Origin of the sequence: Microbulbifer sp. Q7 (genome assembly GCF_001639145.1) — a bacterium.
Classification (GTDB): Bacteria; Pseudomonadota; Gammaproteobacteria; order Pseudomonadales; family Cellvibrionaceae; genus Microbulbifer.
This window is the reverse complement of record NZ_LROY01000002.1, coordinates 1,712,007-1,738,883: the sequence shown is the minus strand read 5'-3', so window position 1 is coordinate 1,738,883 and position 26,877 is coordinate 1,712,007. Positions and strand designations below refer to the sequence as shown.

The window sequence follows — 26,877 nt, the reverse complement described above, 5'->3', positions numbered from 1 at the left end:
TTGGGGGCTACTGCAATAACTGGCAACCTGCGTTGCCAGCAGATGGTTGGCGGGCAGATGATATGCCCAATGAGTTAGTTCACTGGGGCTCTGCGGCCGGTGCAATGGAATCCGGCTGGGAAGCTTTGCGCTCCTGCTCGCGCACCGCCAGCAGCCACTGGTCCCGGTATTCCTGCAGGCCGAGGAATGCGGTCGGCGCGCACAGCGTGAGCGCGGTACTCGCCGACGCGTCTGCGCCCAGTGCAAGCATGGCGCAGCCGGTCACCGTACCCGTGTCATCCTCCGATAGGTAGACCGGTTGAGGGGCGCGGAGCTGGGCAAGCAGGCCACAGATAAGGGAATTTTTGAGGAACGCGCCCTCGATAATAATGCGGCCGCAACTGCCGATCGCAGACAGCTGATAATCCAGCATGAGTGCGCAGTAGAGGGAGGCGATCAGCGCTCCGGTGCCCGCGGTGACGTCGCCACGCAAGCTCCCCTGCAGTTCGGCGAACGGGCCACCACCACGGCTGAAGGTGGGCAAGGCCATCACTTGCTGGTGAATATACGCCTGCAACTGTTCCTGGGGTTCTTCACCCGCCGCCGCCTGATCCAGGGGTGAATCGGTCAGGGAGCACAGGGTTTCATATTCACGTCCACCCATAAACCGCGCGCAGGCAATCGGGTCGCCCGCGGCGTCGACATTGGCCAGCATATCGCGGGATTCCTGCAGACTGTCGAGCTTGGCCCCATTAGCCATCACAATCGACCAGGTGCCGGTGGATATCACGGTAAACGGTTCGCCATCGCTGGCAGCGCGGTGGCGCCAGTAGCTGGCGTTGCTATCGTGCACGCCGGCAAAGATGGCGCAGTGTTCCGGTAGGCCGGTAGCGGCGCAGATCTCGGGCAGGGGGCGCGCGATTGCCTCGGTGGCGCTGACCAGTGCCGGGAATAAGTTACGCCAGCCCATGGTGTCGACCAGGGAGGAGTAGTCGCCCTTGGCCGGGCACCATAAATCCGTATGGCACCCCAGCGAAGTGACTTCGTTACGGATTTTTCCGGTGAGGCGCCACAGCCAGTATTGCGGATACATGACGATGGCGCCGACCCGGGAAAATGCCTCGGCAAACTGTCGCGACTGCCAATGCAGCTGGCGGCCCAGGTTCAGGCCGGCAGGGAGCGCAGGAGAATAGGTCTCGTTGAACGGGGGGCGCACACTGCGGTAGTGGGAGACGGTTGCCTCGTTGTCCCGCAGTCCTTCGTATTCATAGTCCAGCACCGGGAGTGCCAGCCCCTGGTTGTCCAGCTCGGCTGCATTCGCGTCTTGATGGAGGCAGGCGGCCGTTGCGCCGTGGGTGGTGATATTCAGTCGTGTTATGTCGAACTGACCGGTGAGCTCGCGCAGGTTTTCGCTGAGCCACCGCCAGATGTAGTCGATATCCGCCTGGGGATAAAACATGGACGACATGAGTACGCGATTTTTTGCTTCGCGGGTGGCGACGCTGGTGAGCGAGGCATCGAGCACACAGAGTTTGATGTGCGTTTTGCCGATGTCGAGGATCAGAGTGTATTGCATGGGAAATTCAACGCCGCTTTACTGGACCGCCGACCTGGTCGCAGTCGGTCTCATCTTCATGGAGTCTTATCGTTATTGTCTGCGCGCAAGGCGCCGGGAATCATCGTCCAAAAGTAACACCAAGCCCGCCTCAAAACAATCATTTGCGCTCAAGTTCGTGCGCGCGTGACGAATTCGGATAGGGGGCGGGTACCCGGGTGTTTGCGTGTCTGAGTGGCGGGTCGTCGCTTGGTATTTCTTGGTTTGTGCAGGCCGCCGCTGGATCTGTCGCGCACAGCCGGCCGCGTGCAACATGAGAGTTTTCGATCAATAACCATCTATGCGATCACAATAAATCATTTGCGATCATATTCCTTCAGTGCCATAATTCATCAATCACAGAAGTTGTACGACACAAAACCAAAAAATAAGATTTTCAGGGTCGAGCTATGATGAGTAAGCCTCTCCAGAGCCTGTGGGACGATTCCCTGGCCAATGCAATGTCTGAGCCCGAGTTGCTCAAATACCGTTCTAACCTGCTGGGCTCTGACCTCCGCATCACCAACTACGGTGGCGGTAACACCTCGGCCAAAGTCCAGATGAGCGATCCACTGACTGGCGAAGATGTGGCCGTGTTGTGGGTGAAGGGCTCTGGCGGTGACCTCGGCTCCATCGAGCTCGACGGTTTCAGCACGCTGTATATGGACCGCCTTCAGCAGTTGAAACAGAAATATCGCGGCCTCGAGCACGAAGATGAGATGGTCGCGCTACTGTCCCATTGCACGTTCAACCTGAATCCCCGCGCTGCCAGTATCGATACGCCGCTGCATGCCTATATTCCTCACACCCATGTGGACCACATGCACCCGGATGCAGCGATTGCCATCGCCTGCACCAAAGACAGCCGCGCGCTGACCGAGACCATTTTTGAAGGCGAGATGGGCTGGCTGCCGTGGCAGCGCCCGGGCTACGACCTGGGGCTCAAGCTCGAGGCGATGGCCAAGTCTGCCCCGCACCTGAAGGGCATCGTGCTCGAGGGGCATGGCATCTTCACTTGGGGTGACACCTCCAAGGACTGCTACCTCAACACCCTGACCATTATCCAGCGCGCCGCAGACTGGTTGGCCAAGAACAATACCGCGGCTGCGTTTGGTGGCGAGAAGATCGCCCAGAACCTGTCAGCGGAGGAGCGTCGCGATGTAGCAGCGCGCCTGATGCCGCTGGTGCGCGGCATGATTTCCCGAGACGAGCGTAAAATCGGGCACTTCAGCGATTCCCCTGAAGTGCTTCAGTTTGTGAATTCCGAGCAGCTGGCGCCGCTGGCGGCACTGGGTACCTCCTGCCCCGATCACTTCCTCAGAACCAAAATTCGTCCGCTGGTTATCGACTTTGACCCGCAGGCATCCGACCTGCAGGGCGAGCTGTCTCGCTGTGAAGGGCAACTGGACCAGCAGCTGGCGAGTTATCGTGAGGATTACGCGGCCTATTACGAGCGCTGCAAGCGGGATAACAGCCCGGCCATGCGCGATGGCAATGCGGTGATTTACCTGATTCCGGGTGTTGGCATGCTTAGCTTTGCCAAGGACAAGGCCACCGCGCGTATCGCCAGTGAGTTTTATATCAATGCGATTAACGTGATGCGTGAAGCCAGCGGCGTGAGTGAGTACGTGGGTCTGGATGAGCAGGAAGCGTTTGATATTGAGTACTGGCTGCTCGAAGAAGCCAAGCTCCAGCGCATGCCCAAACCCAAGAGCCTCGCCGGCAAGGTGGCGTTTATTACCGGTGGCGCTGGCGGTATCGGATTTGCCACCGCCAGTCGTTTGCTGCAGGAAGGTGCCTGTGTGGTGCTGGCCGATATCGACGAGGCGTCGATGGCAGAGCGTGCTGCGCAGCTGGCTGAACAGTTCAGTACCGACGTGGTGCGCACCGTGCGCTGCGATGTCACCAGTGAAGAGTCGGTGGCCGGGGCGCTGGCGGTCGCGGCGCTGGAATTTGGTGGCGTCGACATCCTCGTTTCCAATGCGGGCATCGCCAGTGCCGCGCCCATCGAGGAAACCAGTATCGAGCTGTGGGATCGCAACCTGGATATCCTGGCCAAGGGCTACTTCCTGGTCAGCCGTGAGGGCTTCAAGGTGATGAGACGCCAGAACCTCGGCGGTTCAGTGATCTTTATCGCCAGTAAAAACGGCTTGGTGGCCTCCCAGAACGCGTCTGCGTACTGTACCGCCAAGGCGGCTGAGGTGCAGCTGTCCCGCTGTGTGGCCCTGGAGGGCGCACCGATCGGGGTTCGCTGCAACGTGGTCAACCCGGATGCGGTGCTGCGCGGCTCGCGGATCTGGAGCGGCAAGTGGAAGAAAGAGCGCGCCGACGCGTACAACATGAGCGAAGAGCAGCTCGAAGAGCATTACCGCCAGCGCAGTCTGCTGAAGTTGAACGTATTCCCGGAAGATATTGCGGAAGCGGCGTATTTCCTCGCTTCGGACGTGTCATCTAAATCAACCGGTAATATTATCAACGTTGACGCGGGTCACGCGCCTTCCTTCACTCGCTAAGCGCGGGTGAATGGAAAAGGCCAAGCACAATAACAATAGGATTTCAGGCGATGAACGAACGCATTTCCTCTGCGCTGGTTGAGCAGCGCAATGCCGAGCAGCTGCAGGCTTTGCAGCAGGACTACGATGCCCTGGGCAACCAGCTTGCCCGCCGCGATATCGATATCGAACAGATCACCCAGCGCGCGGCGTCCTTTGAGGTGGCGGTGCCTTCCTGGGGTACCGGTACCGGCGGTACCCGTTTCGCACGCTTTCCGGGCCTGGCGGAACCGCGCAATATCTTTGAAAAGCTCGAAGACTGCGCGGTGATCAATCAGTTGACCCGTTGCACCTCTGAAGTCTCCCCCCATTTCCCCTGGGACAGGGTGGATGACTTTGGGGAGCTGCGTGAATTTGCGAGCCAGTACGGTCTCGGATTTACCTGCGTGAATTCCAATACCTTTCAGGATCAGCCGGGCCAGAAGCACACCTACAAATACGGCAGCCTGACCAGTACCTGCGCGGAAACCCGTGCCCAGGCGGTGGCCCATAACATTGAGTGCATCCAGTGGGGCAAGGAGCTGGGTGCAAAAGAGCTGACCGTGTGGATCGGCGACGGCTCCAACCATCCGGGTCAGCAGCATTTCCAGCGCGGTTTGGAGCGCTACCTGGACAGCATGCGCGAAATTTACTCGGCGCTGCCGGACGATTGGCAGGTGTTTATCGAGCACAAGATGTTTGAGCCCGCCTTCTACTCCACCGTGATTCAGGACTGGGGCACCAACGTGCTGTGTGCCATGGAGCTCGGTGAGAAAGCCAAATCCCTGGTGGATCTCGGTCACCACGCGCCCAACGTGAATATCGAAATGATCGTTTCGCGCCTGATCCAGTTCAAGAAACTGGCCGGTTTCCACTTCAATGACAGCAAGTATGGCGATGACGACCTGGATAGCGGTTCGCTGCATCCGTACCAGCAGTTCCTGATTTTCAACGAGCTGGTGGATGCCGAGTATCGCCAGCAGGAGGGGTTCGCACCCTGCTATATGCTGGATCAGTCCCACAATGTGACCGACCCCATCGAGAGCCTGATGAACTCCGCCGAAGAAGTGCAGCGCTCTTATGTCAAAGCACTGCTGGTGGACCGGCCGACGCTGGAAGGCTTCCAGCGGGACAACGATGCGCTGATGGCGTCCAATACCCTGAAGCAGGCATTCAACACCGATGTCAGCCCGATTCTGGCCATGGCCCGATACCGTCACGGTGGCGCCATTGCGCCGCTGGCGACCTATCGCGCCGCGCAGTACAAGCAAAACCTGGTGGCCGATCGCCCCAGCACGGGCGGCAGCGGCTCCGGGATTGTTTGAGGGCCAGAACAGAAGGACGCACACCGGCGCACGGTCAAACTGCAGTTTCAATCACCCGTGATTGAAAGGATTGAAAGTGCGCCGGGATTGAATGATAATGAGTAATTCTGAGTGAATTGACGCGCCAGATGCGGATTGTCTTCAAGCCCTGTGGTGATTGAGGCAGACCGGTCTGAACCGAACGGATGCGGCGCGAGCACTCGGGTTCACACGCTCAAGATCAGACACGGAATCGCCATTATGTTAGAAAAGCAGCGCCATCAACTGTTGCTGGAAATTCTTGAAGAGCAGCAGTTCGCCAGCGTCGCAGACCTGACTGCGCAACTGAACTCCTCTGAGGCGACGATCCGTCGCGACCTGATCAAACTCAGTAAGGAAGGGCGCCTGGAAAAAATCCGCGGTGGCGCCCAGCGTATTGGCAACCGCCCGGCGGGCGTGCCCAAGACCCATCTGGCCGGCTCGGCTTTCCTCGTCAACAAAGACAAAATGACCACCGCCAAGCAGGCCATTGCGGCGAAGGCCGTCTCCCTGTGTGAAGAGGGTGAGCTGGTGATTGTCAACGGTGGTTCCTCCACCTTTATGATGGGCGAGTACCTGACCCAGCGCGATGTGAGCGTATTGACCAACTCCTATTACCTGGCCCAGTACCTGTGTGAAAACGGCCAGAATCAGGTCACCGTGCCCAGCGGTGAAATCTATCGCAAGCAGGGCATTATCCTGAGCCCGTTCGAGAACGACTCCATTCAGAATTATCGCTGTCGCCTGATGTTCACCGGTACCGCCGGTATTGGCGAGTTTGGTGTGATGGAAACCGATTCACTGATTGTGCGCGCCGAGCAGAAGCTGCGTCGCCAGTCGGAAAAACTGGTGGTGCTTGCGGATGGCTCCAAGCTCGGGCAGAAAAGTAATTTTGTGATCTATCCGCTGACCGAGGTGGATATTCTGATTACCGACGATACCGCGGACCCTCGCGTTATTGAGGAAATCAAAGCCGCCGGGGTTGAGGTGATTACCGTCGAATTGGAGGCGGTTGCGGCCTGAGCAACACGTTCAGGTATTTTTAAAAGCCCGCCTTTGTCAGGCGGGTTTTTCATATAAAAGCGGGAAAAACTGCCCGTCCAACGCTTCTCCCGGCGGTACCACCGGTATGCCCTTCAGTAGTACATCCCGGGTATCTGAACGGGTGCCATCTGCAAACACATTCAATACAAATGCACGCCGCGCCCGCTCGGAACGATTGGCGTAGGAGCCGTGCACCATCAGCGGATGGTGGAAGCTGCCGTGACCTTTGGGCATTTCCACCGCGACCGGATTTTCCAGTTGCCGCCGCTGTGCACCGTTGAGAAATTCTTCCAGCCCGCGCATATCGCCGGCAAGCTCCGGTTTTTCCAGCAGCCCCCAGCGGTGGCTACCGGGGATATAGTGGAGGCAACCATTTTCTGTATTGGCGTCGTCGAGCCCGACCCAGCAGGTCAGGTGCTGCATGGGCACGGTGCGTGTCCAGTAGCTGTAGTCCTGGTGCCAGGCAACGACACCGCCGTGCCGCGCGGGTTTGCAGAACAGTTGATCGTGCCAGAACCGCACTGGTTGATTCCCCAAGAGCTGTGAGGCGGGCACCAGGAACCGCGGGTTCCAGAGCACATCGTGAAAGTGCGGAGCAATGCGCCAGTGACCCAGGGAGTGGAACAGTACCTCGGCGGGATTGCTGGACTCATTGCTGTGAAATTCATGGAAAAGCGCATTTTGCGGATGCGTGGGATCCACGATCTCACTCAGTTCCGCGCGCAGCGCCGCAATGTAATCGTCGTCCAACATCGGGATGCCACTGACGTACCCCAGTTCGCTGAACTGCGCCAGTTGCTCGTCGTTGAGCTTATAGGCATCCCAATCGCACTGTTGCCAGTGTTGGCGCATGCGCGCGGTCAGCGGTTCGTGCACCAGAGACAGGTCCGCAGACTGAAATTTGCTCGCTTCTGTCATTTCGCCCTCGAAAATAACACGTCGTTTATTCTTGCCTGCGTATTTCTAGTGGCGCGACACAGTTATGTATACTATTTTTCTCCGCGGTCCGGGAAAATAATGTAAATAATAAAAAATAGGTTACTTTTGCGCGCTTACCTTGAACGCATCACCCCGCAGGTGGGGTCGTCCGTGCTTGGCCTGGAGGTCAATGCACCGCGCTTTCCTGCGCCCTGGCATTTTCACGCGTATTTCGAGCTTACGTATATCCGCAAGGGCGCCGGTGTGCGCCATGTGGGCGACAGCATGGAAACCTTTGCGCCCGGGGACCTGGTGTTGATTGGGCCGAACGTGCCCCATCGGTGGGAAAGCCGCGTCGAGAGCGCAGCGGGACAAAGCGAGCGCATTGCAGAGAATGGGGCGAGCGCGCAGGCGCTGGTGGTGCAATGGCCGCAAGAGCTGATTCCGTCGGGGCTCGAACTGGTGGCGGTGAACGAGTTGTTGCACAACGCTGCGCGCGGGGTCGTATTTGAAAACGGGCGCAATGCCGGCTTTGGCCGTGCGATCAGCAAGCTGGTCGATGCGCAGGGGCTCGATCGTTACCTGCAGCTACTCCGGTTGCTCGACGGCTTGACCGCGAGTCGCTATCGCACATTGTCTTCGGATGACTACCATTACGATCAACGGGAGGGTAGCGATAGCCGCCTCAATCATATCCTCGAGTTCGTGCGCGACAATTATCAGCGCAAGGTTACACTGGCGGAGGCCGCGGCAGCTTGTGGCCTGCGCAGCCAGCCATTTGCGCGTTTTTTCCAGCGTATGATGAACCGCACTTTTTTCGAGTATCTCACCGAGTACCGCATTCAAATTGCCAGTCAGCAACTGCGGCAGAGCCGTGAACCGGTGGCCGTAATCGCTGCCGAGAGCGGCTTCACCTCACTGCCCCTGTTCCATCGTCAGTTCAAAAAATACCGCGGCACCACGCCATTGCGGTACCGCAAGTTGCGGCAACCTGCGGCCGGCACACTCTGCCACCGGGAATAGTGGCGGGGGTCGCATTTGTGGCCACTGTAGGCCCAACCCCTTGACTTCACCCCTCGAAATGGTTCAATTTCGTGCGTTGTCGATCATTTATGCTCATTAATGGTCGTAAATGGTGCGAACCCAGGCTGTTCCGCACAAAAAATAATCAATAAGAAGCCAAAGCGATGAATCTACTCAAGATGACAAAGCGAATGACGCTGCTCCTGGCGGCATTCATGACCCTACTGATCACAACGGTACCCCTTGGGGCCCAGGCCCAGTGGACGTCCATCAACCCCGGCGCCGGCGGCCAGGTGCAGGATGTGGTCGCTGACCCGAATATCAATCAACGCCTGATTCTGGCCTCCGATATGGAGGGTATTTACGAGTCACTGGATAACGGCAACTCCTGGCATGCAAAAGGCGAGTTACACCAGAACCGGGTGTATGCGGTGGGTATCCCGGAGCAGTCGGGCAACCAGAAAATGTATGTGGGTACCCTGTTCGGGTTAGAGGTGTCGAATGATGGCGGCTCTACTTTCAATCTGATTGAAAATACCAAGAAAAAATCCATCGGTGCGATCGCCATTCATCCCACGAACAAGAATATTGTACTGGCCGCGGTCGGTTGGAAAGATGACTACGATGATGCGGGCGGTGGCAATCGGTTTTACAGCCTGTTTGGTATGTCCAAAGGCGGCAAGATAACGGTATTCAAGTCTACCGATGGCGGTGCTTCCTGGAGTGAAAAGACCACCGCCAACAGCTATGGCGATCGCAATGTCTTCGCAATGACGTTCAACCCTGCGAATGGCAACGAGGTTTACCTCGCGTCGGATGCCGGTGTTTTCAAATCCGCTAATACCGGAGAATCCTGGAGTCAGTTGAGTGCGCCAGGCGGTACCAATGGACAGGCGAAGGGCCTGGACATCAGTCCCGACGGCAAGGTGGTTTATGCGGTTTATCAGACCAATGCCTCCGTCAACAGCGGGCTGGAGCAGGGCGAAAATCTGGAAACTGCGATTTTTGCATCCAGAACCTCCAGCATCGCCTGGCAGAACGTGACCGGAAGCCTCCCGAATTACAGCTTCTGGCAGCCAGAGGTCGATCCGCGTTCCACTGGCAGTTCACACAAAATGATCATTTCCATGGATCAGGAACGCAAAGGCGTTTATGAAGCCACGATCAACTGGAACAGCAGTTACAACAGCGCGTCCCCACAGAGTGTTTCGTGGAGCCAGGTGTGGACCGAAAATGACGTGGTAGATGGTTGGGACGTGGGCAAGCCGAATGCACGCTTTGCGCACTATACGCCCAATTCAGCAGGCTGGGCACGGGCCATCTGGTCTACGCAAAACCAAACCGTCTACCGCGGTGACTGGAACGGATCCAGCTACAACTGGGTGAACCGTTACAGCTACACCACCAATCAGTATTTTGCCGATTACTACGGCATTCCGGTGGCCACTTATGGCAGTCGTGGAACTGAAAGTACCTACACCTGGGACATCGATGCCCATGCCAACTATGTCATTCAGGGCATGGGTGATAACGGCCCGGTGGAAAGCTGGGATGGCGGTGCCACCTGGAGCAACGTATGGATGCGCCAGAACGGTTTCCTCTCGGATGTGCAGGCGGTGGAAATTGCCGATGCCTGGGGACAGAAAGTCGTTCTTGCGCAGATGGCTGCGGGGTTCGGTGGCCATGCCGGTACCGGTAATATCTATATCAAGCACCTCGACCAGTATTCCCCCGATGACGAGTGGGAGTTTTATGCAGGCGGTGATGCCTGGCGCGGTGGCTTGCCGAACGGGCTGGTCAGCGACATTGCGGAATCGCCGGTGTCCCCGGGCAAGCTTTTTGTGTTTTCTCGCGGTTACGGCCTTTACATGCAGCAAGATGTGGGCTGGGGTTACGATGAGCACAAAAAGGGCAACCAGCCATGGTTCAGCAAAATATCCAATGGTGTCGCCGACCAGATTTCCTCGGTGAAAAAAATTGCCCCGCACCCCACCAACGAAAACATTGTTTACCTGAGTGCGGTCAGTGGTGACTCTGGTGTGTTCAAAGGCGTGTTTGCAAATGACGCCTGGACGTGGACAAAAATCTATAACGGCGGCGGTTGGGATGCCGAGGTCTATGCCTGGGATAACAACGGGCAAGCGATTCTGTTCTATTCCGGCGTGAGCTACGAAAACGGCGATGGCAGTAATTTTGTTGGCGCCATTTCCCTGGATGAGGGCGCTACCTGGAAGACTGTGCTGAAAAGTGCCGACACCCGCGCCCTGGTAAGCCACGGCTGGTACAACACCGTTACCAGTGGTCCCAATGCCTACAGCTTCCGGTTCCAGAACAAGGGTGGTCTCACGGGTTACGACAATAAAGTGATCATGGCCCACTACGACCATACCCTGCAAAAAACCTACGCAGTCCTGGAAGGTACGATTTCAGGTAGCACTACCCAGAATGCCAATGTCAGCTGGGCGGATATTACCGGCGACCTGCATTTCGGCGGCTTGACCACCGCGCGCGTGGTGGAAAATGGCGGTGATAAATTCCTCTACGTTTCCACTGCCGGTGCCGGTGCCTGGCGCAAGCCCCTGAGTTCTCAATCCGAGGTTGTGCCCACCAGTGTTGCCATCAATGGTTGTCCATCGGCATCGCTGGAAGTAGGGCAGACCGTTTCTCTGAGTGCGTCGGTTTCACCTTCCAATGCCACTAATAAAGCCGTCACCTGGAGTTCTGACAATTCCGCGGCGGTCAGTGTTGGCAGCAATGGGCTGGTTTCCGCAGACGCCGCAGGTTCAGCCACAATTACCGTGACCACGGTGAGCGGAAACCGGAGCGCTACCTGCTCGGTGGACGTTGCAGCGGAAAGTGAGGGCGCTCTGGTCACCGTACGTGCGCGCATGGCGCAGGGTAGCAGTGATACTTTGCAGCTGCGGGTGAATGACGCCACCGTGCATACCTGGAATATCAGCGGCAGCAGCTATGCGGATTACTCCGTGTCGGTACCTGTGGATGGCAACGTCAAGCTGTACTTCCCGGATAACGGTACGGACATTGAGGTGGATTTCCTGCGGGTGGATGGCACCACTTATCAGGCTGAGGACCGTGCCATCAATACGTCGGCGTGGATGAATGGCTCCTGTGGCGGTGGTGGTTATACGCAAATCATGCACTGCCCTGGGCACATTGATTTTGGCACCATATCCAGTGGTGGCTCAGGCCCCGGAAACGTGCCGGTATCCGGCGTTGTAGTTAATAACTGTGCAAGCCCGACGCTGTCAGTGGGAGGCACGGTTGACCTGAACGAGACGGTGTCGCCGGCGGATGCCACAGACAAGTCCGTTAGCTGGGCGTCTGGTAATGCGAGTGTGGCTACCGTCGACGGTGCAGGTGTGGTTTCTGCCGTTTCCGCCGGCTCGGCCAACATTACCGTAACGACGAACGATGGTGGCTTTGCTAGTGGTTGTACGGTGACTGTCACCGGTGGTGGTGGCCAACCCTCCGCGTACCGTTACTTGATGCTGTACGGGTACGGGACGGTTCAGCTGGACGTGACCATCCAGCAGATTCACTGGATGGTGGGCGGTCAGTCTTACCCGGACCCCAAGCTCACCTGGAACACCAGGTCCCAGGTCACTTCAAGCACCAATAAAACCGATGACTATGCGGCGTTCGACAATAGCAATGTTGGCTGGGCGGTAGGCAGCAGCTTCCCGGCTTGGATCAAAATTGATCTTGGCGCCGGAAATGAGATTGCGCCTGATGCGGTCAAGATCAAGCCGAACGCCGACAACCGGGGTTTCTCCTCATTTGAAGTGTTTGGCTCCAATGACAACAGTAACTGGACCTCGCTCTATGTGAAGAGCGGATTAACGCCGTCTGACTATTCCGGTCTGACGACCTTTTCATTTTCCAACTGATCCCGTGTAGCAGTAGCGACGGCAGCAACGGAAAATGACCAGAAGCGGAGGGCCCGTCCGGGCTCTCCGCTTTTTTTATGGTTGCTGAATGGCCCCGATATGGCGGCGCACTCTCCTCCGCGGTTTACCGTCCAACGGTGGGTGGACCGTAAACCGCGGAGGAGGGTGCGCAAGCGGACATCGAGGGGTATTCTGGCGCCAAGGGAGCGGAGATTGATTTGTGCAGGGAGCGATACCGGTCGTTGACAGGCCTACGCCTCCATGGTCAAATTCAATCGAAATAAATCATAATAAGTCATCGCGTTCCGCTTGCTCTGGCAGTCTGCCGGCGCGGAGTCCCGGTTAGCCGCGCGTTTATCGCGACGACAATACCGGGTGCCCCCTGGCAACGATGATTACGCATCTGTGGCAGTACAGAGCAGGTAGTGGAGATGAGTATGCGTATCGAGACCCGGCAAGTGGCGTTCAACCCGCAAAAGATCCTGGGCGATGGCCAGTTGGCCAGTGCCTTTCATTTGCGCGGGGAATGGGGGGATCGTTGCGGCCTCTCGATTTTCCGCACCGTAGCCCAGCCGCCGTATTCCGAAGAGTATCTGCTGGGCCAGATCGTCAATGATGAATCCGTGTGGACCAACTTTCCCTGCTGTCACGGCGATGTTGCCGGGCGCTGGATCTGGGCCCACGCCCTGGCCACCTCGCACGAGCCCGGCAATCCGCCGGCGTACCTCAAATCCCTCGTCGACAAAGCCATTGCCCTGCAGCAGGCCGATGGACACTACGGCAACGCGACCATCAAGCCGGGCGTTGAAACCATGCTCGGGGCTTACGGCAATGGCTGGATGCTGCAGGGAATCGCCAGCTATGCACAGGTACACGGCGGTGAGCCGGTGATTGCCGCGTTGCGGGCGCATGTGGACTGGTATCTCGACCAGTATGAATACTGGGAAGAAGTTTCGCGCAAAATCTCCGAGCGCGGAACGGAGTTCTATGCCGTGACCCCTAGCGGCTATTTCCATGGCCTCAATGGTCTGATTGAAGCGTATAAAGTCCTCAAGGATGCACGTATTCTCGAGCTGGCCAAGCGCATTATCGACCTGGCACCGCCCCTGGAAGAAGCCGATCACTCCCACTCTTATCTAACCATTCGCCGCGGTTGCCTCGCCTACGCGCAGCTGGTGGGCGATAGCGCGTTGCAACACCGCGTGATTGCAGAGCTGGAGCAGGTCTGGCAGGAGTTTGTGCTGGAGGCTGGTGGTATTCCCGAGCGTTTCCGTCATTTCGATGACGACACACATATTGATGACGAAGGCTGTTCGCACTCCGACTGGATTCTACTGTGCCTCAAGCTGCACCACCTGACCGGTGAGAAACGCTGGCTGGATCGCGCGATTCTTTGTATCGAAAACCAGTTCTTTTACAACCAGAACATTAATGGTGGCTTTGGTGCGCGTCTGGTACTCAAAAACAATTACCTGCAGATGGGCAAAGAGTCCTACTGGTGCTGTTCACTCTACGGACCTGCGGCCATGCTGGAGGGTGCCAGTTACCTGACCCGCCTGGAAGATGAAACCCTGACCCTGCACTACCCGTTGGAAGGCGAGCTGGTGTTCGGCGATGACCGGGTGCGTATGCAGTGGAGTGAGGACCTGCGGGCGTACAGCGTCGATCTGTCGGCGGCCCCCGGGATCAAGGCGGTCAACCTGTATCAGCCGCACTGGATGCGGGCCAGCAAGTCCATCGAAGGCGCGTGTCACCAATTTGCAGTGGCATGGCAGTTCTGGAATGCACAGCCGGAACGCGCGCCGGAAGCGGTTGTCCCGGAAGCGGGTGGTCGCTACACCCAATTCCTGGGCCCCTGGATGATGGTATCGCGCCCCAACAAGGCAAGTGCCTACCCGGCAATCCCCATGGCGCAATTGCATGAGACCGGTGAAGCGCCGGGGCTGGAAGTACGCACCATGCACAAACTACCGCAATCCGGCAAAAGCCTGAGTGTGGTGCTGTCGTCGGATGTGGACGTCAGCATTTACGATGTCTTTTCCTGGGCGACAGACAAGCCGGATACGCTGCGCCTGTATCCGTTAAAAGACAAGGAAAGCCCGGACAGTGCGAAATCCTGGTTTTCGGCAGTAGCCTACGACAGTCACGGTGCATAAATAGCCCGCGAGAGAATGAAACGAGGCGGGGATGGGAGCCAGTTGGTGCTTATCCGCTTCCTTGAGCGATGAACCTCAGTATTTTACTGGGCGGTAACTACGGAATAATCATAATGAACAGTACCACCGCAACCGAAACCAACCTGGGCCAGCCCGTCGGTGCTGAAGCTGCGCCCGGGCCTTCCAAATCACGCAAGCGCGACGTCTGGTATTACGCCTTGGGCGACGGCGGCTCGGCCATTCCGCTGCTGACCATCGGCAACTTTGCGATGATTTTTTATACCCAGGCGCTGGGTCTGCCTGCCGCACTTGCCGCCCTGGCACTGGGTATCACTACCCTGTGGGATGCGATTACCGACCCGGTGATGGGGTTTGTGAGTGATAACACCCGCAGCCGCTACGGCCGACGCCACCTGTATATGCTGGTGGGGGGGCTGGCCACCAGTATTTCCCTCTATTCGCTGTGGTCGGTGCCGGAATTCTTTATGGCGAGCAACACACTGTTGTTCACCTACCTGCTGGTGGCGAACCTGATACTGCGCACCGCAGTCACCGTGTTTGTTGTGCCGTTCACCGCTCTCGGATTTGAAATCTGCAAAACCTACGAGTCGCGGGCGAGCCTGCAGTCGGTACGCATGGTGGTGAACATGGCCATCAACTTCACTTTCGGTGCCATGGCCTGGAGCCTGTTTTTCCAGGATGGCACCAATGCGGATGGTAGCCGTCTGGACGGCACCAAAATTCTTGAAAATTACGCAAACATGGGCCTGGTAATCAGTATCGGCACTGCGGTGCTGGTAGTGCTCTGCTGCTACCTGACGCGCAAATTCATTGTGGATTCCCGCAAGATGGAAATGCACGGCAACGGTCTCAAAGACTTTTTCGCCACTGTCTGGGGAATTTTGAAAGACCCCCATGCGAACAAAATCTTTATGTTTTATGCGGTGGCGCAGGTTGGCGTAGGGCTGACCGCGCAAATGCAGATTTACACCTACATCGACTACATGGGGCTCAATGCCTTCCAGAAGTCCTTTGTACACGGCTCCACCATGGTCGGGTTTACCCTGGGGTCCCTGGCGATCATTCCGTTGGTCAAGCGCATCGAAAAACGAAACCTGTGTAAGTTGGCGGTGTCGATCAGTGCACTGTCCGGGCTGGCGATGTTCTTCCTGTTTGGGCAAATCGGGTCCCTGGAGGCAATCGCCCAGGGTGGCGATTGGGCGGTGACCCTCAGCTTTGGTCTGTTCCAGGGGCTGTACTGGCTGGGTTGCGGCATCATCATTCCGCTGGCGGTATCGATGATTGCCGACGTATCGGAAATGAACTTCCGCAAAACCGGTGTACTGCGGGATGGCTCCTACTCCGCCATGTTCAGCTTCATTCTGAAAGCGGCCACCTCGGTGGGCCTGTTGGTGAGCGGCTTTGCGCTCACCCTGATGGGCTATGTTGAAGGCGAGACCAAGCAGCAGCTGGACGTGGCCCGGTCCATCGCCAACTTCACCTTCCTCGGCGGCCCGGCGGTTATGGCTCTGTCGTTGCTGTTCCTGGCACGTTACCGGGTAGACCGCAGCGAAGTGACCAATCTGCAAGAAGCCAGCTAGAGGGCTTTCCTTCCGTTGTACCTTAATGACGCCACGCACTGCCGTGGCGTTTTTTTTAGCGAACTTTCCAGGCGTTCGCGGCCACTGTTGCCGCTGACTCCCCTGGAACAATCGAGTGTCATGGAGAAAACAATGCAGTACTGGCGTCTTACCCTCACCGTCATTGCCCTCAGTTTTTCTGCAATCGCCCAATCCGCCACGGTTTCCGTGGAGCTTGGTGAAGGCGTGCCCATCAATCCGCGCCTGTTTGGTGTTAATGGGGTACACGAAACCAGCGATGACCCGGCGGCCGATCCCGCCTACCGCGCAATGCTGCGTGCACTGAACGCGCAGGGGATTCGCTATCCGTCAGGCAGCCCGGCTTCGTTCTGGGACTGGCAGCGGGGCCACTTTATTCCCGAAAAAGAAATTACCGCAATCTGGCCGCCGGGCGCGTTCAACTGGATGCTGGAGCTGGTGGAGGATACGCGGGATGTGCCCGATGGTGATCTTGGTCCGGAGAAGTTTCTGGAGTTTGGTGAAGCCATTGATGCGGAAGTTCAGTGGATGTTGAACCTCACCACCCGTGAGGATGATCAGATCGCGGCACTGAAAAACCTGAAGGCGCGCGGCGCCGAGATTCAGTATGTGGAAATGGACAACGAGACCTATTTCTGGGGCAACGAGTTCGGAGAGGCGGATCGCGGCCTGAACTACGCCCGGCGCGTGGCGGCACTCAGCCCGCAGATTCGCGATCTCTATCCGGACGTGCGCATCGGCATCGTTACCCGTGAGGACGATCTGTTTGAAGCGCATCACCAGGACGACTCCGAAGCCATGGTGAACTGGAACCGGCAGATCATGCAGCCGGAGTTTCGCCCCCACTTCGATGCGCTGATCCTGCACCACTATGTGATGCAACGGCAAAAGCTCGATCCGTACACCACGGATACGGAAAGAGCCAAAGCGTTTCTTGCCTATCCCACCGCCACGCTCGATCGTGCCGCCCGGCTGATAAAGCAGCGTTATGGCGACTACCCCATGTGGATCACGGAATACAACGTCATTGCCTACTACAAGCAATTCCATGGCACCGGGAAATCCGCCGAGTGGATGCTCGCCACGCGGGATACCGGCTGGAACTCCCTGTACCAGGCAAGTTTCATCCTGAATGGCATGAACAATCCGCGAGCCATCGAAGTGCTCAACCACCACAGCATCAATAACCTCGACCATGGTTGGGGGTTGGGTCATCCCATCAATGAACAATCAGGAACCATCACCAAGATGGGGCAGCTCTATGCGCATCTGACCAGCCTGGCCCAGAACTACGCGCAGATGCACCCGCTGCATTTTGCCGATAACCCGTCGCTGGGCGTCGAGATTGAAGGGGATTCCGGGCAGGCCGCTCTCTATGGCGCGGCCCTATCAGGCGTGCACGGGCAATCCCTGTGGGTGATCAACCGCAGTGAGCGCCCGCTGACCCTGAAGCTTGCGGAGCCGAGTGCCTCCGTCCGTCACTGGGTGTACCCCGCGATCGAGGAGGCACCCGCTGCCGTGACTGTGCGCTATCAGGGGCAAGGGCCTGTCTGGCAGCAGGGGCCCGTGCCGGTGACTGGCCAGCGCTATCCGTCGGCCGAGACGGTGGAGCTGCCCGCATACAGTCTCTCCATTGTTGAGATTCCAGCAACAAGGGACCGCGTGAGCGCAGGGAATGAGGGGTGATTGCCGGTGCCAAATCACTCATGCGTGATTGTTTATGATTTTTTCGGCGGTGGATGAATGGACGGGTTGGCGCCCGAATCCTTAATCTGTTACAAAGAAACTTGGCACGCGGGTTCCTCCGGATCGGAGTTTGAGGACCATTTATGGGGCCTGTGGGGGGAAATTCGGTTGTCTAAAGTAGCATTCGGTACTTTATTCAGAGGCATTTCCTCCGTGCGCGGAAAATAACAAAAATGATTGCAAATGATCCCAAATGATTCATAATCTCTGCATGTTGCTTTTTGCGTGATTGATTTTGAGGATGTTGCTCGTAGAGCAAAGGCAGCTGCACACTTTCAATACAATAAAAAAGGTGAGAGATATGCTGAAGAACAATGTGTTCAACCGTACCCTCCTATCCACTGCCGTCGTGGCAGCGATGACTGGTATGTCTGGCCACGCGCTTGCGCAAGAGTCTGCGGTTGGTGATGCCACTCTGGAAGAAGTAGAAGTTGTTGGTATTCGTGGCAGCTTGATGAAGTCCGCTGATGTAAAGCGCGATTCCATGGGCTTCACCGATGCCATTACTGCGGAAGACATGGGTAAATTCCCCGATTCCAACTTGGCAGAGTCCCTGCAGCGGATTGCGGGCGTTTCCATCGATCGTGAAAACGGCGAAGGTAAAGGCGTTACGGTTCGTGGTCTTGGGCCGCGTTTTAACCTGGTGCAGATCAATGGTCGTCAGACCGCATCGGCAAGTGGTAGCCGTAGTTTTGACTTTTCCACCATCTCGCCGGACATGATTCGCGCGGTCGACGTGCACAAGACTTCTGCGGCAAACCGCGAAACTGGTGGCATGGGTGCTACCATCGATGTGAAAACCATGCGCCCGCTGAACGAGCCTGGTGAGCGCTTCATCCTGAGCGGCAAGGGCATTTACGACCAGTCCGCTGCGGATGCGAGCTCTACTCCTGAGCTGTCAGGCATCTACTCCAACACCTTTGACGACAACAAGTTTGGTGTTGCCATCGCGGTAAACTATCAAGAGCGCGAAAACGGCCGTAACGAGGCGCGTGACCTCGCGATCCTCACGAACGAGTGGGGGCAGCCCTCGCGCGACTGGCAAAACAGCCAGGGTGCGGTAGATAACGACAACCAGGTGAACAAGCCGGCGGACGGCGACCTGTTTGCGTTGTCGCGCATGAATTTCTACAACATCGTCGATCAGCAGCATGAGCGTGCAAATGCGCAGGCGGTGTTCCAGTGGCGCCCGGTGGAAAATATTACCGCTACCGCCGACTACAACCTGTTCCGTAAGGATATCGATACCGTCACCAATAAGGCGTCTCTGTGGTACGACTGGGTAACCGCCTCCTCGACTGCCGTATGGAGTGATGATCCGATCAAGGCACCGATTGTATACGGTGAAGTTGCCGGTGGCCCGAACGCCGGTGAGACCACCTTCGCGGTGGAAGAGCAGCATGTCCGCAATGAGTTGCAGACCTATGGTTTGAATGTTGCCTGGGACTTCTCTGAAGATCTGTATTTCGAGCTGGATGTGAACGGCTCGGTCAATGAGGTCTCTCCGAACGGTGGTCGCCTCGGTTCGAAAGCCGACGTAGAGATGGCGGCGCTGACCCGCCGTGCCGTCGGTGTTGACTTTACTGGCGAGATTCCTTCCCTGTACGTAAACAACCCCAACGTCGTTCCCTCGGATGTAGTACCACTGACGCACCGTATTACCAGTGAGACCAATGAGGCCGAGATTGATCAGGTGAAGTTCTCCGGTAAGTGGGAGTTTACCGAAGATCAGTCTCTGGACTTTGGTCTGCAGGCTACTGACATTGCCTGGTCCACTGGTTCTATCCGTGTCGAGCGTGGCCGCGGGTACTACGAACAGTTCAAGGGTGACTTTGAAAGCTTCGGTGGTTTCGATCAGTTCAACTTCCTGGAAGGCTTTGATGCTAGCTATGGCGACTTCGTTACCGCCGCCGAGCAGCTGCCCAATGGCACTTTCCTGATGCATCCGTGGACTGGTGAGAACTACACCTTCACCGAAGACAACCTGTATCAGCAGGCCCTGACGTTCGATCTGAACGAAATGATGGATTACCTGGCGGCCAATTACGGTTCGTATGTGGACGGCAAGGATTCACCGGCGACCACCCTTGGCTCCTGTGGCTCCGTGTTCTGTGCCTCTAACAAGTATCAGTTCTCTGACTACCAGGAAGTGGAAGAGGATACGCGCGTAGCCTTCTTGCAGTACAACCTGGAATCCGAGCTGTTTGACATGCCTTACGGTATGCACCTTGGATATCGTTACGAGAAAACGGACATTACCGCCAGTTCAGCCATCTCTGATTACGACGGCGTGATCTGGGTGAAATACAACGAGATGGCGTTTGTTCCGAAGCTGGACGCAAACGGTAACCAGGTGCAAACCATGGGTACCCGAGAGGGCTCTTATGAGTACCACCTGCCGAGCTTCAACCTGAACGTGAATGTGACCGAAGACGTCGTTGCCCGTATCGGCTATGGCAAGTCTCTGGCTCGCGCCAATCTGCCGGCCCTGCGTGGTGGTGTAACCATTGATCCGCGCAGCATCAATGTTGCGACGCCGCCCGCGCGTACCGGTAACCCGAACCTGAAGCCGCTTGAGGCGGAGAACTTCGACCTCTCCGTAGAATGGTATTACGATGAGGGCAGTTACGTTTCTCTTGCATGGTTCGACAAGAAAATCGCAGGCTTCCCGAAAACCGTTGACACTGTGTTGAATCTGGATGGTTTGTATAACCCGGTATTCGGTCAGTATGCGGAAGAAGCGATGGCAACCGGGCTGACTGACCTTACCGAAATTTTCCAGTGGATTATGAAGGAAAAGGTCGGCGCCCCGGGTGTAACCGTGACTGGCCCGGGTACCGGGCAGGTGGTTGGTGACGCTTCCCGCGATCCGCTGACCGACTTCAAGATTGGTCTGCAGACCAATGGCGATGACAAGAACGGTGTTGATGGTTGGGAATTCTCCGTGCAGCATATGTTTGGCGAGAGTGGCTTTGGCGCTCTGGCGAACTACACCATCATTAATTCCGATGTCGGCTATAGCCCATACACACTGGAAGGTTCTGCGGCGCTGCTTGGGGTGAGTGACTCTGCCAACGTGGCAGCGTTCTACGACAAGAATGGTATTCAGGCACGTATTGCGTACAACTGGCGCGACAAGTTCCTGAGTCAGCACGTTCAGGAACTCAGCCTGATCGAGCCGATCTTTGTTGAAGATTTCCAGACGGTCGATCTCAGTGTTAGCTACGAGCTGACCGAAAACGCCGAGATTTTCCTCCAGGGAATCAACATTCTGGATGAAAACAACAATTCTCATGGTCGCGGTGAAAACCTGATGATCAGTCATGAGGAGACCGGCGCTCGCTGGATGTTGGGCGGACGTTACACTTTCTAAAAAAGATGTAGTGTTTGAAGGCCAGATAACCCCCGCTTGCGGGGGTTATTTGTTTCTGGCGTGGGTGAATTGAGAGAATAAAAATGAAGTCAATAGTCTGCCTGATGTCGGCAATGGTGGTTGGCGTGGCGGTCGGTGCGATGCATGGTTGTGCTGATCGCGATCAGACCAAAGCGCCGGCATTCAATACTCCAGTTGTGGCTCCGGAATTTAAGTGGGAATACTGGGCTCCCGGTGGCGGCGGTGAAATTCAGAGCATTTATCTGGAGCCGAATGTGAAAGACCGCTTCTATGTCATGAGTGACATGGAGGGGCTGTATCGCAGCGATGATGGTGGCGAAACCTACCGACTGTTGTCGGCTGACCTGCCTCAGATCAATGTGTTTGGGCTTACCAGCGACCCCCAAAAGCCCGATAAGCTGTTTCTCGGAACACATCGCATGGCACTGGTAAGCGAGGATGCCGGCGAGTCATGGCGAGCCATTGAAGACACGCTGACCTACCCGATTCAACTGATTCAGGTGAATCCGCAAGATAGTAATCACGTGATTATGGCGCTGAGTGCTCCGGACATTGTGGATCTGAATGATATGCCGCAACACGTGCCGGAGTACTTACATAGCGACACGCATCCCGGGCTTGTATTTGTATCCCGGGATGGCGGGAAGACCTTTACCAAGTATTTGTATGACGCTGCGCAAAAAAAGGCGATGAACGCCTGGCAGTTGGCGTTTGATAGCGTCAATCAGCGCGTATATATCGCCACCGAGCGTGGTTTGTATGCTTCCACCGACGGTGGTGAAACCTGGAATTCGGTGACTGCTCCTGACGGATTTTCCGCAGCGCTCGGTTTTCAGGTGTCTCCGGATGGAAAGACGGCCTTTGCGATCTTTGCCAGAGATATGCATGTATCGAGCGTATTTGCGGCGGACGCAGAAGCCGTTGCCGCAGGCTCCCCGCGGTGGAACAGGGTCGATCAATTGTATGCCGGCCCGGACGGCGACCCCGCGCTGGCCCAGCAGCGTTTGGCACAACCCGGGGAGACGCGCACAGAGTACGATGGTGAGGCCTATACCAATCCAGGGCAGCGCTATGCGCGGCTTAAAGTTGACCCGAGAAGTGGGCAAGCGGAGTTTGGCCTGGCAGGCAAGGTGCGGTTGTTGATGGGTAAAACCATGAAGCATCACAACAGCTCGCTGTTTTACTCGGAATTCAGTGTGGCCGATGGTGTCCCTCAGCGCGGCAACTGGCAGCGAATTTATTACGAGGGTGGCCAAAAAGGTTGGCAGACCTCGCAGGGGTCCGATAACTATGTGCAGGTGGATAGCTTCGATTTCGTGCCGGTGAGCTGGCAGCGCGACCATGCCATCATTTTGGAAAATGGTCATGGCGTCAGCCGCATGGATTTGCACGCTGAGGGCTTCCCCAAATCCGGTGGCGAAACGGTGCTCTACCAGACCGCTGTCCGAGAAGGCAACGGCGCGGAGGGTCATGTGACCTGGCGCAATCGCGGCTTTGTAAATACCTATAACGGTGACTTCGCAACCAGTGAGAACTATTTTGTTGCGGCGCTCAGTGACCAGGGCCTGCATGAGAGTTGGGACAACGGCCGTAGCTGGATTCGTGACTTGCGGCCGTCTCCGCGGATTACCGCATCAAAGTCCGTGGAGATATTGAAAACGGAGCCGCCGGTGGTGGTACTGGGCACTGGCTATGGTTATGGCGCGGGTGATATTCCCATGGGGTTGTGGGCCAAGCGGCTCGTCCAGCATTCACCGGCAGACAAGTGGCAACATTTGGCCGGTGGCATTGCCGAATGGACTGGCCCTGAATCGGAAAGCGCGAACGGCCTGCCCTCCGTTCCTCATCACGCCCGCGTGCCCATGAACGAGGAAGCCTGGGATTACCGTATCTGGGCAATGGCCGCCGATAGCCAGGTGCCCGAGCGACTGTTCGTGGGGTTCAAAGGGAAGGGCATCTACGTGAGTGACAACGTGCCTGCGTTACTCAATGGGGAGGGCGATGGCTTCCGTAAACTGGACCTGGGTCCGGTTGAGCTTCCCAAGACCAGCCTGGTGGCGCATCCCCAGAAAGCAAACGCTTTGTACTATCCCACTGGCAACAGCCTGTTCCTTTACAGCAATGGTGAGAAACGGGAAGTACATCGTTTCCCCGGTCTGGTTGAAGACGTGAACGCCTGGGTTGATGGTGAGTCGTTACGTTTGGCGGTGGCAGCGGTCAACCCAAGTGATGCCAGCCACAATGTCTACGTGAGCTTGGACGGCGGGGAGCGTTGGCATACGGTACTGGATCGGCAGCGTTTGCGAGAGGCCGGTGTCCCTAAATTCTTCGAAACCCCGGCGTATCCCAGAGAAGATCCGCTAATGCCGTTTATGGGCGGCCTTGCGGGTTACAAAAATTGGCTCATCGTTCCGGTGGGTTCCATTCGCAACAATCTGGGTATTTTCGCAATCCATCTGGGGGCGGGTGCTGATCAGGCACCGGTGTTCAATGTCACCGGAGAGGGTGTGAACCGCCACGGTTATACCCGTGTGAATGAAGGGGAGGTGCGCTGGGTGAACGGGGAGCCGTGGCTGGTGCATAGTACCCGTGGAGCCGGCGTTGTTGCTGCCAGCCTGGAGGCATTGCCGTGAAGCTTGCGTTTCTTTGTCCGCTGTGGGGCTCCGAACATTTGCCGTTCGAAACCTTTCTGAGAAAAGCCCGCGACGCGGGCTACGATGGCGTGGAGGTGGCGTTCCCCAACGATCGTGGGCAGTGCCGTGAAATGGTTGCGCAACTGGAAGAAAGTGAACTTTTGTACGTTGCGCAGCACTGGGACACCTTTACTACCGATTTTGATGCCCACCAGCGTCAATTTTATGGCCGCCTCGAGCAGCTCGCGGAAACACAGCCCCTGTTCATCAACTCGCACACCGGTCGCGATCATTTCATTATTTCGCAGAACTTGGCCTTGTTGTCCGGTGCGGACAAATTGAGTGCCGAATTGGGGTTGCCGATTTATCACGAAACACACCGCGGGCGGTTCAATTTCGCCTGTCATGTGACGGCCGAATACCTGGCGCTGAAGCCCGACTTGAAGCTGACCGCAGACTTCAGCCACTGGTGCTGTGTGGCGGAGTCCCTGCTGCAGGATCAGGAAGAGGCGATGCAGAAGGCGATTGAGCACAGCTTTCATGTGCACTGTCGGGTGGGCCACATCCAGGGATCGCAAGTGATTGATCCCGCCCTGCCGGTTTACGCGGAAACGCTCGCGAGGCACCTGCAGTGGTGGAGGGCAATCGCCGAAGCCGCCCAGGCCCGTGGTCAGGCGCTACTGACACTGACCGCAGAATTTGGCCCAGCACCCTACATGCTCCCTCACCCGGACCGGGATGGCCCGATCGCCGATCAGTGGGCGCACAACTGCTGGATCATGGAGCGGGTGCGGCGCGAGCTGCAAAGCTTTGATACCGCTGCCGCCCCGTATGCCAACGCCCAGGCTTGATATTCGTCTGTGGAGTCTTGCTACATCTAAGGGCAGCGAACAAAATGAAGTGATTGGCGCTAAAATCATCGTATGGTCGCGGCGACAATCATTTCTATTCAGATGTTGACTGTTTGTGATTGGAAATGCTAATTTTTGCTACACAATAATGATCAATAAAGCGATGACTCACGCCATGCGAATGGCTCCCAGCTTCAACGACTCGACACCGGGTTAGCGGCGGTAGCGCCAGCCAGGAGGTTGCAGGTCGAGGTAGGGCACCAAAGAGTGACCGAGTATCGCGTAATTAGCGGTGAGAAAAATGGCGAACACGGTATTGTTGAATAACGTCGACCACGCAGAGCTCAAGGTTTCTGAGCAGTATGGCGAGGCGTTTGGTCATAAGGTCGGGCGCACTGTCGTGTTCCCCTCAGAGTTTGAGCAGCTCCAGTGCGAGTATCCCCTGTTAATCGCGCGCGGCAGCGATGCCGGCCAATATCAGTGTGTTGCCCTGTTTGGCTTTTCCGCCGATGAAAATCTCTTCCTCGATGCAAGCGCCCCCGGTCGCTGGGATGCCAGCGTCGTACCTTTGATGATTGCCAAGGGGCCCTTTCTGATCGGCAGTCAGGAGGAGTTCACTCCCTCGGGTCCCGTGCGCAAAGCGGTAGTGCACATTGACCTGGATGACCCCCGGGTAAACACCAGCGAAGGTCAGCCATTGTTTCTGGACTTCGGTGGCAATTCCCCCTATCTCGAGCAGGTTCAGAAGCGGCTACAGGCGCTGGATGAGGGCATCGGTATGACCGGTGCCTTCACGCAAGTGCTGTCGGAATTGGGGCTGCTGGAGGCGGTGGCGCTGGATATTGGGCTGAGCGATGGAAGCAACTACAAGCTCGAAGGCTATTTCACCGTAAGCCGCGAGCGCTTTATGGCGCTGCCGGACGAAACCCTCGGTCAGCTGCATCGCGGCGGCTATCTCTCGGCCATTTATGCATTGCTCGCCTCCCTCGGGAATGTGCAAAAACTGGTGCGGCGTAAGGAGACACAGTTGGCCGCGGCTGTGCGCGAATCAGAGGTCGCAAGCGCGTGATGGGGGGTGCCGTCGCCGTGGAGCAGAGCTCCGCGCTACCGGTCAAGGAAATCGACTGCTATGGCGCTAAAGGCCAGGTCAGTGCTGCGGTCATTGCCAGCAGCGAACCCGTTGTGCTGCGTAATCTGGTGTCGCACTGGAAGCTCGTGGCGCGCGGGGCCGAGGGGCAACAGGCGTTTGCCGATTACCTCTTGTCTACTTACAACGATCGCCCGGTCATGACCTACAGCGCTCCCGCTAAAGAGCGGGGCCGCTATTTTTACCGGGACGACTTCCGGAGTTTTAATTTCACCAAGCAGGGAGATACGCTCGCCGGTTTTTTCGCGCGGTTAAGTGCTTCTGCCCGTGATCCCGAGGCGGACTCCATTTTTATCCCATCGATGCACTTACCGAGCTTCGTGCCGGCGGTTATGCAAGAAAACGTGGTGCAAATCGATGGCGTGGATACTCCCCTGGTTCAAGCCTGGCTGGGAAGCCCCTCTCTGATTGCCTGTCATTTTGATGCGATGCATAACATCGCCTGCTGCGTCGCGGGCAAGCGTCGTTTCACGCTGTTTCCTCCCGAGCAGGCTGAAAACCTGTATATCGGCCCACTGGATAACACCCCCGCAGGGCAGCCTGTTAGCGTCGTCGACATCCATAATCCCGATTTTGATCGCTTTCCGCGCTTCGCGGATGCACAGGCGCACAAGCGAGTCATCGAGCTAGAGCCGGGAGACGCACTGTTTCTTCCGAGCATGTGGTGGCATCAGGTTGAGGGGCTCGCGCCGTTCAACGGCATGGTCAACTACTGGTGGCGCAGCACCCCGGCGTATTGCGGTGACCCGATGGATGCACTGACCCACGCGATGCTGAGCATCCGCCAGCTGCCGGAGGCAGAGCGGGCCGCGTGGAGATCTCTTTTTGAGCACTATGTTTTCACCTCGCAGGACGGTCGTTATGACCATATTCCCCAGCCGGCCCTTGGCCGGTTGGGGCCTTTTTGCGAACGCGAGGCGCGGCGATTGCGCTCGATACTCTTGAATCAACTGAACTGCTAGTAAGTCGGCCTTGCCGGCCGTGGATAATA

At 57.0% G+C, this 26,877-nt stretch carries 15 protein-coding genes; 13 read left to right on the top strand and 2 right to left on the bottom strand.

Annotation, left to right across the window (positions count from 1 at the left end; genetic code table 11):
• Window positions 1–79: 79 nt before the first annotated feature.
• Entirely contained in the window at window positions 80–1,555 is a 1,476-nt protein-coding gene (locus AU182_RS12890) for an FGGY-family carbohydrate kinase (RefSeq protein WP_066965892.1), read from the bottom strand.
• A gap of 428 nt (window positions 1,556–1,983) precedes the next feature.
• On the opposite strand from AU182_RS12890, the gene AU182_RS12885 reads away from it, so the two are divergent.
• From AU182_RS12885 to AU182_RS12875, 3 genes are all read left to right on the top strand, one after another.
• Complete coding sequence (locus AU182_RS12885) at window positions 1,984–4,086, top strand: bifunctional rhamnulose-1-phosphate aldolase/short-chain dehydrogenase (protein ID WP_066965889.1); 2,103 nt, start codon at window positions 1,984–1,986, stop codon at window positions 4,084–4,086.
• A 50-nt stretch (window positions 4,087–4,136) separates the two neighbouring features.
• A complete protein-coding gene (gene rhaI / locus AU182_RS12880) occupies window positions 4,137–5,429 on the top strand; it encodes an L-rhamnose catabolism isomerase (protein ID WP_066965886.1) in 1,293 nt (430 codons plus the stop codon).
• Window positions 5,430–5,669: 240 nt separating this feature from the next.
• Window positions 5,670–6,470 (top strand): DeoR/GlpR family DNA-binding transcription regulator, encoded by an 801-nt coding sequence (locus AU182_RS12875; protein ID WP_066965884.1) that lies wholly within the window; start codon window positions 5,670–5,672, stop codon window positions 6,468–6,470.
• Window positions 6,471–6,506: 36 nt separating this feature from the next.
• Here the strand turns inward: AU182_RS12875 and AU182_RS12870 are convergent, their stop codons facing one another.
• Entirely contained in the window at window positions 6,507–7,409 is a 903-nt protein-coding gene (locus tag AU182_RS12870) for a phytanoyl-CoA dioxygenase family protein (protein WP_066965882.1), read from the bottom strand.
• Between the two features lie 126 nt (window positions 7,410–7,535).
• Here AU182_RS12870 and AU182_RS12865 point away from each other — a divergent pair, with 126 nt between their 5' ends.
• The 10 genes from AU182_RS12865 to AU182_RS12820 all read left to right on the top strand — a co-directional run bounded on the left by AU182_RS12865 (window position 7,536) and on the right by AU182_RS12820 (window position 26,848).
• On the top strand, window positions 7,536–8,432 hold the full coding sequence (locus tag AU182_RS12865; RefSeq protein ID WP_066965880.1) for an AraC family transcriptional regulator: 897 nt from the start codon (window positions 7,536–7,538) through the stop codon (window positions 8,430–8,432).
• 191 nt (window positions 8,433–8,623) lie between these two features.
• Window positions 8,624–12,340 carry an Ig-like domain-containing protein gene (locus AU182_RS12860; protein ID WP_227718257.1) on the top strand — a complete coding sequence of 1,239 codons (3,717 nt, stop codon included), beginning with the start codon at window positions 8,624–8,626 and terminating at the stop codon, window positions 12,338–12,340.
• Between the two features lie 437 nt (window positions 12,341–12,777).
• Window positions 12,778–14,496: a hypothetical protein gene (locus tag AU182_RS12855; protein WP_066968105.1), complete on the top strand. Its 1,719-nt coding sequence runs from the start codon at window positions 12,778–12,780 to the stop codon at window positions 14,494–14,496.
• A 113-nt stretch (window positions 14,497–14,609) separates the two neighbouring features.
• The gene (locus AU182_RS12850; protein WP_066965875.1) at window positions 14,610–16,097 is read left to right on the top strand and encodes an MFS transporter; all 1,488 of its coding nucleotides are present in this window, start codon (window positions 14,610–14,612) and stop codon (window positions 16,095–16,097) included.
• A 132-nt stretch (window positions 16,098–16,229) separates the two neighbouring features.
• Window positions 16,230–17,801, top strand: coding sequence for a hypothetical protein (locus AU182_RS12845; protein WP_066968102.1), 1,572 nt, complete (start codon window positions 16,230–16,232; stop codon window positions 17,799–17,801).
• A 361-nt stretch (window positions 17,802–18,162) separates the two neighbouring features.
• Complete coding sequence (locus AU182_RS12840) at window positions 18,163–21,234, top strand: TonB-dependent receptor (protein ID WP_227718256.1); 3,072 nt, start codon at window positions 18,163–18,165, stop codon at window positions 21,232–21,234.
• Between the two features lie 83 nt (window positions 21,235–21,317).
• Window positions 21,318–23,888, top strand: coding sequence for a hypothetical protein (locus AU182_RS12835; protein ID WP_227718255.1), 2,571 nt, complete (start codon window positions 21,318–21,320; stop codon window positions 23,886–23,888).
• Window positions 23,885–24,739, top strand: a complete 855-nt coding sequence (locus AU182_RS12830; protein ID WP_066965861.1) for a sugar phosphate isomerase/epimerase — start codon at window positions 23,885–23,887, stop codon at window positions 24,737–24,739. Before AU182_RS12835 ends, AU182_RS12830 begins: the two co-directional genes overlap by 4 nt.
• A 301-nt stretch (window positions 24,740–25,040) precedes the next feature.
• A complete protein-coding gene (locus tag AU182_RS12825) occupies window positions 25,041–25,808 on the top strand; it encodes a SapC family protein (protein WP_066965850.1) in 768 nt (255 codons plus the stop codon).
• A gap of 17 nt (window positions 25,809–25,825) precedes the next feature.
• Window positions 25,826–26,848, top strand: a complete 1,023-nt coding sequence (locus AU182_RS12820; protein ID WP_193754343.1) for a cupin-like domain-containing protein — start codon at window positions 25,826–25,828, stop codon at window positions 26,846–26,848.
• Window positions 26,849–26,877 lie beyond the last annotated feature (29 nt).

What these genes read in the sequence shown, in the direction of transcription:
- AU182_RS12890 (WP_066965892.1), bottom strand. Translation starts at nt 1,555, where the DNA reads ATGCAATACACTCTGATCCTCGACATCGGCAAAACGCACATCAAACTC.
- AU182_RS12885 (WP_066965889.1), top strand. Translation starts at nt 1,984, where the DNA reads ATGATGAGTAAGCCTCTCCAGAGCCTGTGGGACGATTCCCTGGCCAAT.
- rhaI (WP_066965886.1), top strand. Translation starts at nt 4,137, where the DNA reads ATGAACGAACGCATTTCCTCTGCGCTGGTTGAGCAGCGCAATGCCGAG.
- AU182_RS12875 (WP_066965884.1), top strand. Translation starts at nt 5,670, where the DNA reads ATGTTAGAAAAGCAGCGCCATCAACTGTTGCTGGAAATTCTTGAAGAG.
- AU182_RS12870 (WP_066965882.1), bottom strand. Translation starts at nt 7,409, where the DNA reads ATGACAGAAGCGAGCAAATTTCAGTCTGCGGACCTGTCTCTGGTGCAC.
- AU182_RS12860 (WP_227718257.1), top strand. Translation starts at nt 8,624, where the DNA reads ATGACGCTGCTCCTGGCGGCATTCATGACCCTACTGATCACAACGGTA.
- AU182_RS12855 (WP_066968105.1), top strand. Translation starts at nt 12,778, where the DNA reads ATGCGTATCGAGACCCGGCAAGTGGCGTTCAACCCGCAAAAGATCCTG.
- AU182_RS12850 (WP_066965875.1), top strand. Translation starts at nt 14,610, where the DNA reads ATGAACAGTACCACCGCAACCGAAACCAACCTGGGCCAGCCCGTCGGT.
- AU182_RS12845 (WP_066968102.1), top strand. Translation starts at nt 16,230, where the DNA reads ATGCAGTACTGGCGTCTTACCCTCACCGTCATTGCCCTCAGTTTTTCT.
- AU182_RS12840 (WP_227718256.1), top strand. Translation starts at nt 18,163, where the DNA reads ATGCTGAAGAACAATGTGTTCAACCGTACCCTCCTATCCACTGCCGTC.
- AU182_RS12835 (WP_227718255.1), top strand. Translation starts at nt 21,318, where the DNA reads ATGAAGTCAATAGTCTGCCTGATGTCGGCAATGGTGGTTGGCGTGGCG.
- AU182_RS12825 (WP_066965850.1), top strand. Translation starts at nt 25,041, where the DNA reads ATGGCGAACACGGTATTGTTGAATAACGTCGACCACGCAGAGCTCAAG.